General features: G+C 44.9%; 16 protein-coding genes and 1 other annotated feature. Of the genes, 9 read left to right on the forward strand and 7 right to left on the reverse strand.

The annotated features are described in order from the left end of the window. Nucleotides 1-319: 319 nt before the first annotated feature. The 3 genes from pgsA to uvrY are packed head-to-tail and all read right to left on the reverse strand — an operon-like array spanning nt 320 to nt 3,418. A complete protein-coding gene (pgsA, locus tag ACED48_RS14490; protein ID WP_017055120.1) occupies nt 320-877 on the reverse strand; it encodes a CDP-diacylglycerol--glycerol-3-phosphate 3-phosphatidyltransferase in 558 nt (185 codons plus the stop codon). Between the two features lie 46 nt (nt 878-923). Further along, nucleotides 924-2,756, reverse strand: a complete 1,833-nt coding sequence (gene uvrC / locus ACED48_RS14495) for an excinuclease ABC subunit UvrC (protein WP_029626781.1) — start codon at nt 2,754-2,756, stop codon at nt 924-926. A 17-nt stretch (nt 2,757-2,773) separates the two neighbouring features. Continuing rightward, nucleotides 2,774-3,418: a UvrY/SirA/GacA family response regulator transcription factor gene (gene uvrY, locus ACED48_RS14500; RefSeq protein ID WP_017055118.1), complete on the reverse strand. Its 645-nt coding sequence runs from the start codon at nt 3,416-3,418 to the stop codon at nt 2,774-2,776. 425 nt (nt 3,419-3,843) lie between these two features. On the opposite strand from uvrY, the gene ACED48_RS14505 reads away from it, so the two are divergent. Continuing rightward, complete coding sequence (locus ACED48_RS14505; RefSeq protein WP_017055117.1) at nt 3,844-6,207, forward strand: DNA polymerase II; 2,364 nt, start codon at nt 3,844-3,846, stop codon at nt 6,205-6,207. Between the two features lie 91 nt (nt 6,208-6,298). Here ACED48_RS14505 and ACED48_RS14510 read toward each other — a convergent pair whose 3' ends face one another. Continuing rightward, nucleotides 6,299-7,066, reverse strand: coding sequence for a hypothetical protein (locus ACED48_RS14510; RefSeq protein ID WP_017055116.1), 768 nt, complete (start codon nt 7,064-7,066; stop codon nt 6,299-6,301). Between the two features lie 137 nt (nt 7,067-7,203). Between ACED48_RS14510 and yeiP the strand changes: the two genes are divergently transcribed. The 3 genes from yeiP (at nt 7,204) to ACED48_RS14525 (ending at nt 8,743) form a co-directional block, all read left to right on the forward strand. Then, the gene (yeiP, locus tag ACED48_RS14515) at nt 7,204-7,773 is read left to right on the forward strand and encodes an elongation factor P-like protein YeiP (protein ID WP_017055115.1); all 570 of its coding nucleotides are present in this window, start codon (nt 7,204-7,206) and stop codon (nt 7,771-7,773) included. A gap of 10 nt (nt 7,774-7,783) precedes the next feature. Continuing rightward, entirely contained in the window at nt 7,784-8,113 is a 330-nt protein-coding gene (locus ACED48_RS14520; protein WP_017055114.1) for an HI1450 family dsDNA-mimic protein, read from the forward strand. 147 nt (nt 8,114-8,260) lie between these two features. Then, nucleotides 8,261-8,743, forward strand: coding sequence for an RNA methyltransferase (locus ACED48_RS14525; RefSeq protein WP_017055113.1), 483 nt, complete (start codon nt 8,261-8,263; stop codon nt 8,741-8,743). 231 nt (nt 8,744-8,974) lie between these two features. Here the strand turns inward: ACED48_RS14525 and rluB are convergent, their stop codons facing one another. The 3 genes from rluB to ACED48_RS14540 form a co-directional block, all read right to left on the reverse strand. Further along, nucleotides 8,975-10,009 carry a 23S rRNA pseudouridine(2605) synthase RluB gene (gene rluB, locus ACED48_RS14530; RefSeq protein ID WP_017055112.1) on the reverse strand — a complete coding sequence of 345 codons (1,035 nt, stop codon included), beginning with the start codon at nt 10,007-10,009 and terminating at the stop codon, nt 8,975-8,977. A 159-nt stretch (nt 10,010-10,168) separates the two neighbouring features. After that, nucleotides 10,169-10,789 (reverse strand): L-threonylcarbamoyladenylate synthase, encoded by a 621-nt coding sequence (locus ACED48_RS14535; RefSeq protein WP_017055111.1) that lies wholly within the window; start codon nt 10,787-10,789, stop codon nt 10,169-10,171. Between the two features lie 55 nt (nt 10,790-10,844). Further along, nucleotides 10,845-11,714 (reverse strand): PHP domain-containing protein, encoded by an 870-nt coding sequence (locus ACED48_RS14540; RefSeq protein ID WP_017055110.1) that lies wholly within the window; start codon nt 11,712-11,714, stop codon nt 10,845-10,847. A gap of 120 nt (nt 11,715-11,834) precedes the next feature. Between ACED48_RS14540 and ACED48_RS14545 the strand changes: the two genes are divergently transcribed. The 5 genes from ACED48_RS14545 (at nt 11,835) to trpCF (ending at nt 16,883) form a co-directional block, all read left to right on the forward strand. Continuing rightward, entirely contained in the window at nt 11,835-11,960 is a 126-nt protein-coding gene (locus ACED48_RS14545) for a trp operon leader peptide (RefSeq protein ID WP_017055109.1), read from the forward strand. After that, nucleotides 11,907-12,021: a sequence feature (Trp leader region), on the forward strand. Its footprint overlaps the gene before it by 54 nt. 125 nt (nt 12,022-12,146) lie before the next feature. Beyond that, complete coding sequence (locus ACED48_RS14550) at nt 12,147-13,754, forward strand: anthranilate synthase component 1 (RefSeq protein ID WP_017055108.1); 1,608 nt, start codon at nt 12,147-12,149, stop codon at nt 13,752-13,754. A 2-nt stretch (nt 13,755-13,756) separates the two neighbouring features. Then, a complete protein-coding gene (locus ACED48_RS14555; protein ID WP_017055107.1) occupies nt 13,757-14,401 on the forward strand; it encodes an aminodeoxychorismate/anthranilate synthase component II in 645 nt (214 codons plus the stop codon). A gap of 9 nt (nt 14,402-14,410) precedes the next feature. Next, complete coding sequence (gene trpD, locus ACED48_RS14560; RefSeq protein ID WP_017055106.1) at nt 14,411-15,406, forward strand: anthranilate phosphoribosyltransferase; 996 nt, start codon at nt 14,411-14,413, stop codon at nt 15,404-15,406. A gap of 25 nt (nt 15,407-15,431) precedes the next feature. Further along, entirely contained in the window at nt 15,432-16,883 is a 1,452-nt protein-coding gene (gene trpCF / locus ACED48_RS14565; protein ID WP_017055105.1) for a bifunctional indole-3-glycerol-phosphate synthase TrpC/phosphoribosylanthranilate isomerase TrpF, read from the forward strand. Nucleotides 16,884-17,000 lie beyond the last annotated feature (117 nt).

The following is a 17,000-nucleotide window of genomic DNA, read 5'->3' on the forward strand; positions in this document are numbered from 1 at the left end:
AACCGAGGTCCACGGATTTGCAATCCGCTGCATAGCCACTCTGCCAAGGCGCCTTAGTAACTCCAGTCGAATCGCTCATTGCCATCCTCTTGGGTACGGGATGCATTTTACGGATTCAGACGATTGAGTCAATATTATTTTTGTATTTTTAATTCGTTTGGGTAGATTTCATACGAAACAGGCCAAATAGCTGACTTTATGTTCAAAACACACTGTGAGCGGGTTATTCAAAGGAGATCTATATCACATTAGATGTCCAGTATTGACAACTTAACCTAAGGTTAAAGATCAAAAAAGCGAGCCTCAGCTCGCTTCTTCATCAATGATGTTTCTCGTCTAACAAATCGTCTTTGGCGGCCATCAAGTATTGCGCCATAGACCAGTAAGTTAGAAGCGTTGCAGCATAGAGCGCAATATAACCAACCCAAACCATCCAATCGTCATAACGCCAAATAAGTACCCATAACGCGAACATTTGAGAAACTGTTTTAACCTTACCAACCCAAGACACAGCAACACTTGCACGTTTGCCGATTTCCGCCATCCATTCTCGAAGAGCGGAAATAATAATTTCGCGAGCAATCATAGTTACCGCTGGAATAGTAATCCAAATTGAGTGGTAATGTTCAGTAATAAGTATAAGAGCAGTTGCAACAAGTACTTTATCAGCGACAGGGTCAATAAATGCACCAAAGCGAGAGGTTTGTCCAAGCTTGCGTGCCAGCATGCCATCTAGCCAATCGGTGAAACCCGCAACCCAAAAGACCATTGCAGCAGCAAAAGGAGCCCATTCATAAGGTAAGTAAAAAACCACAACGAACACTGGAATCAGAAATAGTCGCAGCAAGGACAAAATGTTAGGTATATTTAAACGCATTTTATTAGGCTCTTATTAATCGCGCGTCAATGGTGCGGGATTTTTACTATTGTTTCAATGCTTGATAAATATTTTCTGCCAAAGAATGACTAATGCCCGGCACTTTGGTTATTTCTTCGACAGTTGCACGTTTAAGTTCTTGTAAGCCCCCCATATATTTCAGTAATGCTTGGCGACGTTTTGGTCCTACCCCTTCGATTCCTTCCAGTGCACTGGTTCGACGCGTCTTACCTCGTTTCGCCCTGTGTCCCGCAATTGCATGATTATGGCTCTCGTCACGGATGTGTTGAATTAGATGTAACGCTGGCGCATCGCTGGGTAAGTTAAATTCTTCGCCTTCTAAGGTCACTAAGGTTTCTAGGCCAGGCTTACGAGTCACCCCTTTTGCAATACCCATCATTCTTGGTCTAACCGGCCAATCTCCCCAGTATTTAGAAATAATCTCATAAGCACTATTTAACTGCCCTTTACCGCCATCAATAAAGATGATGTCTGGGATCTTATCGACATCAAGCTGCTTCGAATAACGCCTCTCCAGCGCCTGAGCCATCGCCGCGTAGTCATCGCCGCCTGTAATATCCATGATGTTGTAGCGACGGTATTCTGGTTTAACTGGTCCTTCTGGGTTGAATACCACACAAGAAGCGATCGTGCTTTCACCCATGGTGTGGCTGATATCGAAACACTCCATGCGTTTGATAGCATCCATCGACAGCACTTCTTGAAGCTCTTTAAAGCGCTGATTGATCGTCATCTTATGATTAATCTTGGTGGTTATTGCCGTTAATGCGTTGGTATTCGATAGCTTAAGGTAACGGCCTCGAGTCCCAGAAGGATTGGAGTTGAAGTGTATCTTTCGGCCTGCGACTTCACACAATGCTTCTTGAATAGGTGTGACATCATCCATCAAATCGGCATTTAAAATTAAACGAGTCGGGATGGTTCTCGCTTCATTGTGCGCTAGATAATACTGGCTTAAAAAGCTCGAAAATACCTCTTCTCGCACCGTATTGTTGGGGATTTTAGGGAAATGGCTTCGGCTACCTAAGATTTTGCCTTGGCGAATCATCAAGATGTGAATACACGCCACGCCATTCTCTTGGGCAAATCCCAACACGTCCATATCTTCCATAGAATCGTCAGATACATACTGCTGCTCTTGAACGCGTCTGATCGCTTGGATTTGATCGCGGAAAGCAGCCGCTTGCTCAAAACGAAGCTCTTGGCTCGCCTTATCCATCTTGTCGATGAGTGTTTCAAGAACCAGCTTATCTTTCCCTTGCAGGAACAGGCGAACGTAGTCGATAAGTTCACTGTACTCTTCATCAGAGATAATCGAACTGACACATGGCGCTGCACAACGACCAATCTGATACATCAAACATGGGCGTGTTCTGTTGGCATAAACCGTATCTTCACACTGACGAGCAGGAAAAATTTTCTGTATTAGGTGCAACGTCTCACGCACAGCGCCGGAATCAGGATAAGGACCAAAGTACTCTCCCTTTTTCTTCTTAGCACCACGATGCATCGACAAACGAGGATGTTTGTGACCACTAATAAAAATATAAGGGTACGACTTATCATCACGCAAAAGTACATTGTATTTAGGCAAGTACTGCTTGATGTAGTTGTGCTCAAGAATGAGCGCTTCTGTTTCCGTGTGCGTTACAGTGACATCGATCTTGTCGATATTGCTAACTAAAGCGCGTGTTTTTTCACCGTCGACTTTTTTCCGGAAATAACTGGAAAGGCGTTTTTTGAGGTTCTTAGCTTTACCGACGTAAATAACAACAGCCTCGGCGTTATACATTCGATAAACGCCAGGCTGTTCTGTTACTGTCTTAAGGAATGAGACAGAGTCAAACAAGTTAGTCACACTATACGATCTCAGTGTTAAAGGGTCTCAGTATCTAGCATTCCATGTCTAATCGCTAAATGCGTCAACTCTACATCGCCACTGATATCCAGTTTACTGAACAAACGGTAGCGGTAACTATTGACTGTTTTAGGGCTTAGATTGAGTTGTTCTGAAATATCCGTCACTCTCTGACCTTTGGTAATCATCATCATGATTTGCAATTCACGTTCAGATAAGTCTGCGAATGGATTTTCAGACGCAGGCGAAAACTGGCTCAAAGCCATCTGCTGCGCAATTTCTGGTGAAATGTATCGTTGGCCGCTATTCACCACTCTAATGGCATTGACCATTTCATCCGGACCTGCCCCTTTAGTAAGGTAACCAGCAGCTCCAGCTTGCATCACTTTAGTTGGAAACGGATTTTCCGTATGAACAGTTAAAACAATGATTTTAACATCAGGGTTGAAGCGCAAAATCTTCTTGGTTGCTTCTAAGCCACCAATACCAGGCATATTCATATCCATCAAAATGACATCTGTATTGTTAGTACGACACCATTTTGCAGCATCTTCACCGCTTTCAGCTTCCCCTGCTACGTTCATTCCACGGACGTCTTCAATAATACGTCGTATCCCTGTGCGAACCAGCTCGTGATCATCTACAAGGAAAACATTTATCAAACTTGTATCTCCACACTATTAATTGGCTCTGCAACCACTGTGCCATTTCATTTGCTTGAAACAATTAAACGAATGAACAGTGAATCGCAGCATTGAGTACATCTTAACTTAATTAGTAAAAAAAAGCTCTGTTGAATATGTGCTGAAATACGAACTTTAGCAAGTACTTATTTATAAATAAGGCAGCTAAAACAACAAGCTTTTGTTAAAAGTCAACTAGTTAAAACAACGCCAATAAAATTACATAAGATAAAAATATTTTCAATACCATTGAATAACCATTCGTGACAATTTCACTTTTTTGCTTATATAGTCCCGTTATTCAACGCTATTACCGATAAATTAATGACTATTTGGTCAGCCTGTTGTGCGAAATTCGGCGCTAGATGGTAGTATTCGATTCCCAGTTTCAATAGGTTACTACATTGGATATTCAGCAAGGCTTTGTACTCACAAGACAAGCAAGAGATTTTTCAGGGCGCACACAAATCGACTTGTGGTTAAGCACCTCTCAAGGCCCTACTCTGCTGACAATTCAAAATGAAAAACCTGTATTTTTTGTAGCTCAATCTGACGTTGAAGCATGTCAGGCAATCGCAGCGAAAGAGGCGATTGATTGCCAATTTAAGCCTCTAGAACTAGCCACATTCGAGCAAATACCTCTCGCCGCGTGTTACACCTCACTGTCGAGAAGTAGCTTTGGTTTAGCGCAAGCTTTTCACAACGAAGAAATCCAAACCTTTGAAAGCGATATTCGACTCGCCGATCGATTCTTAATGGAACGTTTTATCAAAGGAAGTATTGAGTTCACAGGATCTACTACGCAAAAAAGTCGGCATCGTCGAGTCTCAAATGCGAAATGCCGAGCAGGTGATTACTTACCTAATCTATCTGTGGTCTCGCTTGATATTGAGTGTTCGGAAAAAGGCGTGCTTTATTCAATTGGCCTAGACAGCCCGATGGACAGCCGAGTAATAATGGTCGGCAAAGCACAACAAGCTGAAACCAATATCCAATGGGTTGCCAACGAGAAAGCGCTACTCGAAGCAATGATAGCTTGGTTCTCTGAATTTGATCCTGACATCATTATTGGTTGGAACGTTATCGACTTCGATTTTAGGCTGCTACACAAACGTTCAGAATGGAACGAAGTGAAGCTCAACATCGGCAGAGACAACCAACCGAGCTTTTTCCGCAGTTCGGCACAAAATCAGCAAGGCTTTATCACGATTCCAGGGCGCGTTGTCTTGGATGGCATCGATATGCTCAAGACTGCGACCTACCACTTCCGTTCTTGGTCACTTGAATCGGTATCGCAAGAACTGCTTGGTGAAGGCAAAGACATCCACAACGTTCATGACCGTATGGATGAGATAAACCGAATGTTTAAGTTCGATAAACCTTCACTCGCTAAGTACAACCTTCAAGACTGCGTGCTAGTCAACAGCATCTTCGAACACACTCACTTACTCGACTTCGCGATTGAACGCTCTCGATTAACCGGTGTAGAACTGGATCGCGTTGGTGGATCTGTTGCTGCCTTTACTAACTTATATCTGCCTCAAATCCACAGAGCGGGTTATGTCGCACCGAACTTAGAGCCAGAGAATTGGATTGCAAGCCCCGGCGGTTATGTGATGGATTCAATTCCCAACCTCTACGACTCAGTTTTGGTACTCGATTTTAAGAGCCTGTATCCATCGATCATTCGCTCGTTTCTGATTGACCCTATGGGGCTGATTGAAGGGTTGAAGTTGGAACTAGGGACTGCAGAAAACCAAGCGGTTGATGGTTTCCGCGGTGGACAATTCCACCGTTCTAAACACTTCTTGCCTGAGATGATTGAAAACCTCTGGGCTGCACGTGATGTGGCGAAGAAGAACAACGAGAAGGCGTTCTCTCAGGCGATTAAGATCATCATGAACTCATTCTATGGTGTGTTAGGTTCGTCTGGCTGTCGTTTCTTCGATACCCGGTTAGCGTCTTCGATTACCATGCGTGGGCATGAGATCATGAAGCAAACCAAAGTGCTTATCGAAGACAAAGGCTACCAAGTTATCTACGGCGATACCGATTCAACCTTCGTGTCTCTGAATGGCAGTTATGATCAACGACAAGCCGACGAGATCGGGAATGAACTTGTCGCTTACATAAACGATTGGTGGACGAATCATCTCAAAGAGACCTACAACCTAACCTCGATACTTGAATTGGAATACGAGACTCACTATCGCAAGTTCCTGATGCCAACCATTCGAGGTTCAGAAACTGGCTCGAAGAAACGTTATGCAGGCTTAATCACTCAAGGCGACCAAGAGAAGATCATCTTTAAAGGACTAGAGAGTGCACGCACCGATTGGACACCTCTCGCCCAGCAATTCCAACAAACCTTGTATGAGATGGTGTTTCACGACCAAGATCCAACCGACTATGTCAGACAGTTTGTCGATAAAACCTCTGCTGGCAAACATGATGATTTATTGGTGTATCAAAAGCGCTTACGCCGCAAATTACATGAATACCAAAAGAACATTCCGCCGCAGGTTCGCGCAGCTCGTATGGCCGATGAGATTAATGCTCAGTTAGGACGCCCTCTTCAATACCAAAACAAAGGACGTATTGAGTATTTGATTACTCTGAGTGGCCCTGAGCCCAAAGAGTATTTAAAGAGTGGTATCGATTATCAGCACTATATCGACAAACAGATTAAGCCCGTCGCAGAGGCTATCCTACCCTTCATCGGTTTAGATTTTGAAAGAGTCAGTGGGCAGCAGTTGGGTCTGTTCTAGCACTATTTTATATGCCCTTTAAACGAAAAAAGCAGAGACATGCTCTTCAGCACGCTCTGCTTTTTAGTATCAATTAACCAGTTATAAATCTCTATCCGATTCTGAACTCGGTTTTCTGATACTGCTTAATCAACCATTCACCAAAGCCATCAAGAATACCGATCACCGAACGTTTAGGGATTGGTCTACCAGAAAGTAAAATCCCCAGTCTTTGGATTTCGACTTCTCTATCTGGGTGATACTTCAAGAACTGTTGACCACACTCTAATGGATCATCGTACCAATATTTATCGCGGTACATCACCAGTGAGTAACTCGCTCGTAAAAGCTTCTTGGCGATAATCACCTGCGCAGCGATTTGTTGTTCTGACGTTGTCGCTCGTGCAATCTTGTTGCGATACACCGCTAACCAGTTTTCAGCATCCATATTCCAGTGCTTAGCAATTTCCCAACTTGTTTCAAAATCACCATAGCAATCTGACAAATCTTCACCATGCACACACACGGCTAAATGCTTGAGCATAAAACCCCATGTGAAGATGTTGTCGAAATCGACTATCTCGCTCACTAAGGTAGTTTTAATCGCGACTTGAGTGACCTGCGGGAAGCTTTTTTGGAAGCGCCATTTAATGGTGTTTAACAGCGTGGTTCGTTGTTCAGGAAACGGGCGGTGTGTCACTACAACCACATCAAGATTTGAGCGACCGACGACGGCTTGCTTGCGAGCGACACTGCCATAAATATAGACACTGTGTAGATTAGAACCTAACCCACCTTTTAAGAAGGTAATCAGATCGTTAACCACAGGTTGGAATTCAGGTTGAAAAGGCTGTGTTGGGTCAATAACAGGTAGCTGCATAGGTCGTTTCGGTAAATAAAATAATGATTTAACTATAACTCTATGATCGCCTAGGTGACTTTATGATTCAAGCTATTCCTATTTATAGCATCTCCGAGATATAATCAGCGGATAGACCCAATAAGGACAAACACAAAATGCCTAGAGCAAGTGAAATTAAAAAAGGTTTTGCTATCACAGTAGAAAGCAAAACAGTGATCGTTAAAGATATCGAAGTAACAACACCAGGCGGCCGTGGCGGCCAAAAAATTTACCGCTTCCGTGGTAACGATGTAGCAACTGGCGTTAAAACTGAAGTTCGCCACAAGGCTGACGAAATCGTTGAAACTATCGACGTAACTAAGCGTGCAGTAATGTTCTCTTACGTTGATGGCAACGAGTACATCTTCATGGATAACGAAGATTACACTCAATTCATCTTCAACGGTGAAACAATCGAAGACGAACTACTATTCATCAACGAAGAAACTCAAGGTATGTACGCGATCCTTATCGATGGCAACGCTGCGACGCTTGAGCTACCAACCTCTGTTGAGCTAGTTATCGAAGAAACTGACCCTTCAATCAAAGGTGCATCAGCGTCTGCTCGTACTAAGCCTGCTCGTCTATCTACAGGTCTTACAATCCAAGTACCTGAGTACATCGCGACTGGCGACAAAGTAGTAGTAAACACTGCTGAACGTAAATACATGAACCGCGCAAGCTAAGATACTTATTATGACCGAAGCTAACGACCTAATGTCTTATGACGACGCAATTGACACTGCATACGACATCTTCCTAGAGATGGCACCTGACAACCTAGAACCTGCAGACGTGATTCTTTTCACGGCTCAGTTTGAAGATCGTGGCGCAGCAGAGCTTGTTGAAACTGGCGATGATTGGGTTGAACATGTTGGCTTTGAAGTCGACAAAGAAATCTACGCTGAAGTGCGCATTGGTCTTGTGAATGAAGCGGATGACGTTCTAGACGACGTATTTGCTCGCATGCTAATCAGCCGTGATCCAGACCATAAGTTCTGTCACATGCTGTGGAAACGCGACTAATACCGCTGTTGACGCTCATCTGCATGAGTAAACAAGTATTCATGTACGCTAGTTAAAAGTTAGCCGAGCCCATTGCTCGGCTATTTTTATCACGCTATTCCCCATCGTGACTACCCACTTTCATCATCAACGTTAGATTCACTGATTATGACCAAAGCAAAAACAGACACACAATCGAAAGGCTATGCCTGCATTGGCCTAGTTAATCCAAAGACGCCTGAAAACGTAGGCTCAGTAATGCGAGCGGCTGGCTGCTACGGCGCCAACTCTGTGTTTTACACGGGCACTCGCTACGACCACGCGCGAAAATTCCATACCGATACCAAAGAGAAGCACCTAGAACTGCCTTTAATTGGTGTTGAAAATCTGAAAGACATCATTCCAGTAGGCTGCGTACCTGTTGCTGTCGATCTGATTGAGGGCGCAAAGCCTCTACCGGATTACAAACATCCACCACGTGCGTTTTACATCTTTGGCCCTGAAGACGGCACGCTAAAGAAAGAGATCACCGACTTCTGTCGTGAGACGATTTACGTCCCAACCAATGGTTGCATGAACCTAGCCGCATCAGTAAACGTTGTGCTTTACGATCGATTAGCGAAAGGCGATAACTTTTCGAACCATAAGTAAATACAACGAGATACGAAAAGATTTATAGATGCGCGTAAACGAGATAAGAGATGCGAAGAGCATGCTACTGCCGATTATGGCAGTATGTTTTCGATACTCGATTACTCGTATCCCGCATCTTTTACTTCTTCTAGACGTAAAAAAACCTGCTCAATGAGCAGGTTTTTTAGTATTCAGTGCTTTTAGCTAATGAAGCTTTAAGCTTAAGAACTGTAGCAACTACTGCCGTAATTACTGACGTGTTCTTGGCTTAGCTGGTTTAGCCGGACGACCGTTGTTCAGTTTAGGCTTACTTTTGTTAGCCTGAGGTTTGCCTTTGTTTGCAGCTGGAGCGCTACGACCTGAATCAGGTGTTGTAGTACCGCGCGTTGCAGGCTTCTTGCGTTTAGTTTGATTGCTACGGCCTTTTGGTGCGTTTGCACGCTCTTCGTGACGCTTAACAGCACGACGAATTTTTTGGCTACGAGAACGCTCACGCTTACGAGAAGTGTTTGAAGGATCAAGGTCCAACAGTGTCTCTTTCTCTGGCTTAAGCTCAACAAGCTCACGCAAGTAGTTAACTTCTTGAAGATCTAGCTCTTTCCAACCGCCACGAGGCAGTTTCTTATCAAGGTAGATATCACCGTAACGTACACGTTTCAGACGGCTTACTGTCGTTTCTTGAGATTCCCAAAGACGACGAACCTCACGGTTACGACCTTCGTTAATCGCTACGTAGAAAGTATGGTTCATACCTTCACCGCCAGCGTAAACCACATCTTCAAAACGAGCCATGCCGTCTTCTAGTTGTACGCCACGAGTAACGTTTTTAACTTTTTGCTCAGTCACTTCACCGAATACACGTACTAGGTACTCACGCTCAACCTGACGGCTTGGGTGCATTAGACGGTTTGCAAGCTCACCATCAGTAGTGAAAAGCAAAAGGCCTGATGTGTTTGCATCAAGACGACCAACTGAAATCCAACGAGAACCACGGATCTTAGGTAGACGATCGAAAACAGTACGGCGGCCTTCAGGATCGTGACGAGTACAAAGTTCACCTTCAGGTTTGTAGTAAGCAAGTACACGACAAACCACTTCTTCAGAAGCCTTGCCTGAAACAGTATGGCCATCGATACGGATCACTGAGTTCTCGTCTTCAAGACGCTCGCCCAGTTTCGCAACTTGACCGTTAACACTTACACGACCAGATTTGATTAAACCTTCTAGTTCACGACGAGAACCGTGACCAGCTCGCGCTAAAACCTTCTGTAATTTTTCGCTCATTTACTCTTTTCTACCTAATTGTCGTCTTCACAGACGTCGAATGAATTTTTCGCGACCAAATCGCGGTCGCGTATTATCGCAAATAACCTGCCAAAAAGCACTTGTTATTTACTGTGGCAGGCTTGCTGTATCGTTACAGACTGTTAATCAGTAAAGCGATTATTCAAACGGCGCAGGATCGCCAGCACCACGACGTAGAACCACTGCATCATCGTCACTGAAGTCAATAACCGTCGTCGGTTGCTCACCTAGGTAGCCACCATTCAAAATCACATCAACCGCATGCTCTAGACTGTCACGAATTTCTTCTGGATCCGACTCAGTAGTCTCGTTACCCGGAAGAATCAATGACGTCGACATCAGTGGTTCGCCCATCGCTTCCAACAAGTCGAGTGCAATCTTGTTGTCTGGGACACGAATACCAATCGTTTTACGCTTGGCATTCATCAAACGCTTTGGCACTTCTTTGGTTGCTTTAAAGATAAACGTGTAAGCACCTGGCGTATGTGCCTTAAGCAGACGGAAAGCCACGTTATCGACTCGTGCATACAGTGACAACTCAGAAAGATCACGGCATAACAAAGTGAAGTTGTGTTTATCATCTATACGGCGAATTTTACAAATACGTTCAAGTGCTTGTTTGTTTTCAAGCTGACAACCCAGCGCATAACCGGAATCTGTTGGATAAACCACAACTCCGCCATTGCGAATGATAGCAACCGCTTGGCTGATTAAACGCGCTTGTGGGTTATCTGGGTGTACATAAAAAAACTGGCTCATTGTTGATCCTCGTTATCGAATCTCTCGACTCTATCATCAGAAGGAGCTGGTTCACCTAAATACTGTCATTGGTATCAGATGGTGAAACCGTTTGAAACTCCCAATCTTTCCATACTTCTTCGACCCCAGAAGGTAGCCAGAGATTACGTCCAAGTTCCATCCACGGAGACGGATAATGGAAGTCACTGCCTTGGGAGGCTAATAGTTTGTATTGTATAGCATAATCCGCAAGTGTGCGCCTTTCTTGTTGCGCTTGCTGAGGTTGAGCAACTTCCATAGCGTCACCCTTTGCTTCAACAAATGCAGCGAGAAGACGCTTAATCCACTTCGCGGTGAGCCCATACCTTCCAGGGTGTGCTAGCACAGCTTGTCCACCTGCCGCATGAATGGCCGTTACAGCGTCACCCATTGAGCACCATGTTGGTGGTACATAACCTGGATTGTTGCGAGTCAGAAACTTTTTAAACACTTGCTGCATGGTTTTCGCGTAGCCATTATCGACTAACCACTTAGCAAAGTGAGCGCGAGTAATAGGCGCATCACCCGCAATCACTTTAACTTCTTCTAACACCCCTGCTCGGGTCGCTTTTTCGAGTCGTTGAGCAATCATCTCGGCACGCCCAATACGATGAAGCTTTTGTTGTTCAATTAACGTTTTCAATTCTGGCGATTCAGGATCGACGTTTAACCCAACAATATGGATATCTTTGTTTTGCCAAACGGTTGAAATCTCGATTCCGTTAATCAACTGAATAGGAAGGTTGTTGTCAGCAATATAGTTGCGTGCTTCAGCAAGTCCATCAGTCGTATCATGATCTGTAATCGCTAACGCTTCGATGTTAAAGCCTAGCGCTCGGTCAATCAGCTCAGGTGGAGTAAGTCGGCCATCTGAGGCTGTTGTATGACTATGTAGATCAATTCTCATATATTCTTTTTCATTGTTTTCAATTTTTATCGTTATATTTGTGTCAACACACTTGACCTGCAAGAGTAAAACTAGTTAACTAGTACACAAATACGAAGTATCACATTTGATAGGTCCACTATGTTACAAGAATTTAACCAGTACCATAAAGATAAAGTTTTAGAACTTTCTTCAGCAGAAGCAAGTTCAGAACTTAATTGGTGGCGCACTTGGACAAGTTCTTGGTGGGCTAATGTGTACTTCTAGTTAAACGATTTGTTTATAAAAAAGTTATCACTAAGCCCGCTTTCATAGCGGGCTTTTTAATTTGTCGAACATTTCACATTCCACTCACTAACAAATCAACGAGTTGACCATATTCTATATTGGGTGAAGGGTATCTTTATGCGACTATGTACGGCAGGAAATATAAAAAATCATAAAGGAGGTCTTGTGAACAAGGCCATTGAAATCAAAAAGCTGGGAGCTATTGAGACCATCAATTCTTCAGTTCCCTACTCGCAAGATCCAACCAGTGTTTTTCATACGTTGTGTGAAAATAAAACAGACAGCTTGCTGCTGGAATCTGCTGAAATTGAATCCAAACAGAACCTAACAAGCCTACTCCTTATCGATTCTGCAGTTCGCATCGTATGTCGCGGACATGAAGTAACCTTTCAAGCGTTGACTCAAAACGGTCAAGCACTGATCGAGCATCTAACTCAAAACGTTAAAACAGAGATTAAATCTGATCTGAGCGAAAACTTACTAACGCTATCTTTTGTCGAGCCAAGCAACGAATTGGACGAAGACTCGCGTTTAAGAGAAGCCTCTTCTTTTGACGCTCTACGTTTGGTTCAGCACAGTTTCGAGCAAGACCCAAGCAACAAACACGCGTTATTCATGGCTGGCCTATTCGCTTACGACATCGTGGCAAACTTTGAACCGTTAGGCGATGCGGAAACAACCAACAAGTGCCCTGACTTTGTATTCTACGTAGCTGAAACACTACTGCGTTTCGATCACCAAGAGCACGAAGGCCTACTTCACGCGAGCTTGTATGCTCAAGATGATAGCATCAAAGCGCAATTAACTGACCGTCTAGCCGACATTCAAACTCAATGTCAGTCACTGAAAGCCATCACAGAAGTAACGCCACTAGACAACGTTGAAGCGGTACCAAGCGTTTCAGATGAAGAGTTCTGCCAAACGGTTCGTAACCTAAAAGAGTACGTAGTTAAAGGCGACGTATTCCAAGTAGTACCTTCACGCCGCTTTACTCTACCTTGCCCAGCTCCACTGGCGGCTTATAAAGAGCTCAAGCAAAGTAACCCAAGCCCTTACATGTTCTACATGCAAGATGAGCTGTTTACTCTGTTTGGTGCTTCTCCAGAAAGCGCGCTGAAATACGAAACCGAAACCAACCAAATCGAGATTTACCCAATTGCTGGTACTCGTCGCCGTGGTAAGCGCCCGAATGGTCAAATCGATTTCGACCTAGACAGCCGTATCGAGCTTGAATTGCGCACCGACAAGAAAGAAAACGCCGAGCACATGATGCTAGTCGACCTAGCACGTAACGATGTAGCTCGTATTGCTGAAGCAGGCACTCGCCACGTAGCAGACTTGCTGAAAGTAGATCGCTACAGCCATGTAATGCACTTGGTTTCTCGTGTTGTTGGTCAGCTCCGTGAAGACTTAGATGCTCTGCACGCTTACCAAGCTTGTATGAACATGGGCACGCTAACGGGCGCACCAAAAATCCGCGCAATGCAGCTTATTCGTGACGTAGAAAAAACGCGTCGCGGTAGCTACGGTGGTGCAGTCGGTTATCTAACCGGTGAAGGGACTCTAGATACTTGTATCGTAATTCGTTCTGCTTACGTTGAAGATGGCGTTGCACAAGTACAAGCTGGCGCTGGTGTGGTATTCGACTCTGACCCACAAGCAGAAGCCGATGAAACTCGCGGCAAGGCACAAGCGGTTATCTCTGCGATTCAAGCTGCACATACTAAAAGCGCAGCAGCAAATCAGCAAACATCAAACAAGAAGGAGTCGTAATCATGGCTGATATTGTATTCATCGATAACTTCGACTCGTTCACTTACAACCTTGTAGACCAGTTTCGTTCATTAGGTCACAGCGTAAAAATTTACCGTAACAACATTCCGGCAAAGGTTGTTGAAGCAGCGATCAACGAACTAGACAACCCTGTTGCACTGCTTTCGCCTGGCCCTGGCGCTCCAGCAGATGCGGGCTGTATGCCAGAGCTGATTCAGCTTCTAAAAGGTAAAGTGCCAATGATTGGTATTTGCTTAGGCCACCAAGCAATTGTTGAAGCCTATGGCGGCACCGTTGCAGGCGCTGGTGAAATCATTCATGGTAAGGTGTCGATGATGGAACACCAAAACCATGCGACTTACCAAAGCTTACCTTCGCCATTGGCTATCGCTCGCTACCACTCTCTAGTGGCAACGCATGTATCTGATAGCCTAACGGTGACAGCTGAAGTCGATGATTTGGTGATGTCTGTGGTTCAAGAACAAGACAAGGTTTGTGGATTCCAATTCCACCCTGAATCAATTATGACGACCTACGGTGCAACGCTTCTTGCGAACGCTATCGAATGGGCTCTTGAGAAACCTATTCATTTAGAGAAAAGCTCTCCCCTTGAGAAGACAGCGACTCTTGACCAAAAGACTAACTAGGACGAAATCATGGAACAGATTAATAAGCTTTACGAACAGCAGTCTCTTACTCAAGAAGAAAGCCAACAGTTATTTGATGTGATCATCAAGGGTGAACTTGACCCAATCTTGATGGCTTCAGCGCTGACTGCACTAAAAATCAAAGGCGAAACGCCCGATGAGATCGCAGGCGCAGCAAAAGCACTGCTTGCGAATGCAAACCCGTTCCCACGCCCTGATTACGATTTCGCAGACATCGTAGGTACAGGTGGCGACGGTCACAACACCATTAATATTTCGACGACTTCTGCGTTTGTTGCCGCAGCGTGTGGCTTAAAAGTCGCGAAGCACGGTAACCGCAGTGTATCGAGCAAATCAGGCTCTTCTGACTTACTAGACTCGTTCGGTATCAACCTAGCGATGACAGCAGAAGACACACGTACGGCTGTTGATGAACTTGGCGTAGCATTCCTATTTGCTCCGCAATATCACGGCGGTGTACGTCACGCGATGCCGGTTCGTCAAACAATGAAAACACGCACTATCTTCAATATTCTTGGCCCACTGATTAACCCAGCGCGCCCTAACATCGAATTAATGGGTGTTTACAGCAAAGAGCTAGTACGCCCTATCGCAGAAACCATGTTACAAATGGGTATGAAGCGCGCGGCGGTTGTTCACGGTAGCGGCCTTGATGAAGTAGCGATTCACGGCGAGACCATGGTTGCTGAAATTAAAGATGGCAAGATTCACGAATACACAGTGACACCGGCTGACTTTGGTTTGAACACTCACCCTCTTGAAGCGATTAAGGGCGGCGAGCCAGAGGAGAACAAATCCATCACAACCGATATCCTGACGGGTAAAGGCACTGAAGCCCAAGTTGGCGCAGTGGCAGTCAACGTTGCTCTATTGATGCGTCTGTTTGGTCACGAAGACCTAAAAGCCAACGCACAGCAAGCGATTGACGTAATGAACTCAGGCAAAGCGTACGAGCTTGTACAAAAGCTTGCTGCGCACGCCTAACGAACGACGAATCGAGACAAAGAACATGACACAGACTACCGATAAACTGTCGACCCACGTTTCAGTCAAAGAAGCTGAAATGGCGGAAGTATTAGCAAAAATCGTTCGTGATAAATACCAATGGGTTGAAGCACGTAAGCAGACTCAACCATTAGATGAGTTTAAAGCATCACTAACTGCAACAGACCGCAGCTTTTATTATTCTCTGAGCGGCAAGCAAACTGTTTTCATCACCGAATGTAAAAAGGCATCTCCGTCAAAAGGTTTAATCCGTGATGAGTTTGACCTGGACTACATTGCGTCGGTTTACAACAACCACGCAAACGCGATTTCAGTGCTGACAGACGAGAAGTACTTCCAAGGTGACTTTGAGTTTTTACCTAAGGTTCGCAGCATTGCTAAGCAGCCTATCCTGTGTAAAGACTTCATGGTTGATACCTACCAAGTTTACTTAGCTCGTCATTACTCCGCTGATGCTATCTTGTTGATGCTATCGGTACTGGATGACGAGGAGTACAAAGCGCTGGCAGAAGTCGCTCACTCACTCAACATGGGTGTGCTAACCGAAGTCAGCAACGAAGAAGAACTTCACCGCGCAGTCGCTCTAAACGCAAAAGTGATCGGTATTAACAACCGTAACTTACGTGACCTTTCGACTGATTTGAACCGTACTAAAGAGTTGGCGCCGCTGATTCGCGAACTGGCACCAAACGCAGTCGTGATTTCAGAGTCTGGCATCTACACACATCAACAAGTGCGTGACCTTTCAACGTTTGCAGATGGCTTCCTAATCGGTAGCTCTCTAATGGCTGAGAAGAACCTTGAGCTTGCGGTGCGTAAAGTAACGCTGGGTGAAAACAAGGTGTGTGGTTTAACTCACTCTGTTGATGCAGCGAAAGCGTATCAAGCTGGTGCGGTATTCGGTGGCCTGATTTTCGTTGAAGCATCTAAGCGTTATGTGGATATCGAAGCAGCTCGTTTGACTATGAGCGGCGCACCTTTGAACTACGTAGGTGTGTTCCAAAACCATAGCGTTACTGACGTTGCGAAAACGGTTTCTGAGCTAGGCCTGTTCGCTGTGCAATTGCACGGTGATGAGTCTCAAGCATATGTCGATGAGCTAAAACAATCACTGCCTGAAAGCGTTGAGATTTGGAAAGCTTATGGTGTTGCTTCTGGTGCTGATTCCGGTGCTAAAAGCTCGCTACCAGAATTACTGGAAAGCAACGTGACTCGCCACCTGCTAGATACTAAAGTGGGTTCTCAAACAGGCGGCACAGGCCAAGTGTTCGATTGGAACCTAATCAACAACCAAAGCGCAATCATGTTGGCGGGTGGCCTAAATCCTGAAAATGCTAACCAAGCGGCTAAGTTGGGCTGCTTGGGGCTAGACCTAAACTCTGGCGTTGAATCCGCTCCAGGTAAAAAAGACGCAGAAAAACTGCAACGCGCTTTTGCAGCGATTCGTAATTACTAGTCCAAGCTCGGCGTTAGAAATTAGAAAGCAGAAACTAAAAACATATTTGTGAGCTTTGCCTTCTGCGAAGCTCAAGCAAGATTAAATGACTTGGTGTGAATACACATCAATAGAATT

The organism is Vibrio sp. 5S239, from assembly GCF_041439575.1.
In the GTDB taxonomy this organism is placed as follows: domain Bacteria; phylum Pseudomonadota; class Gammaproteobacteria; order Enterobacterales; family Vibrionaceae; genus Vibrio; species Vibrio kanaloae.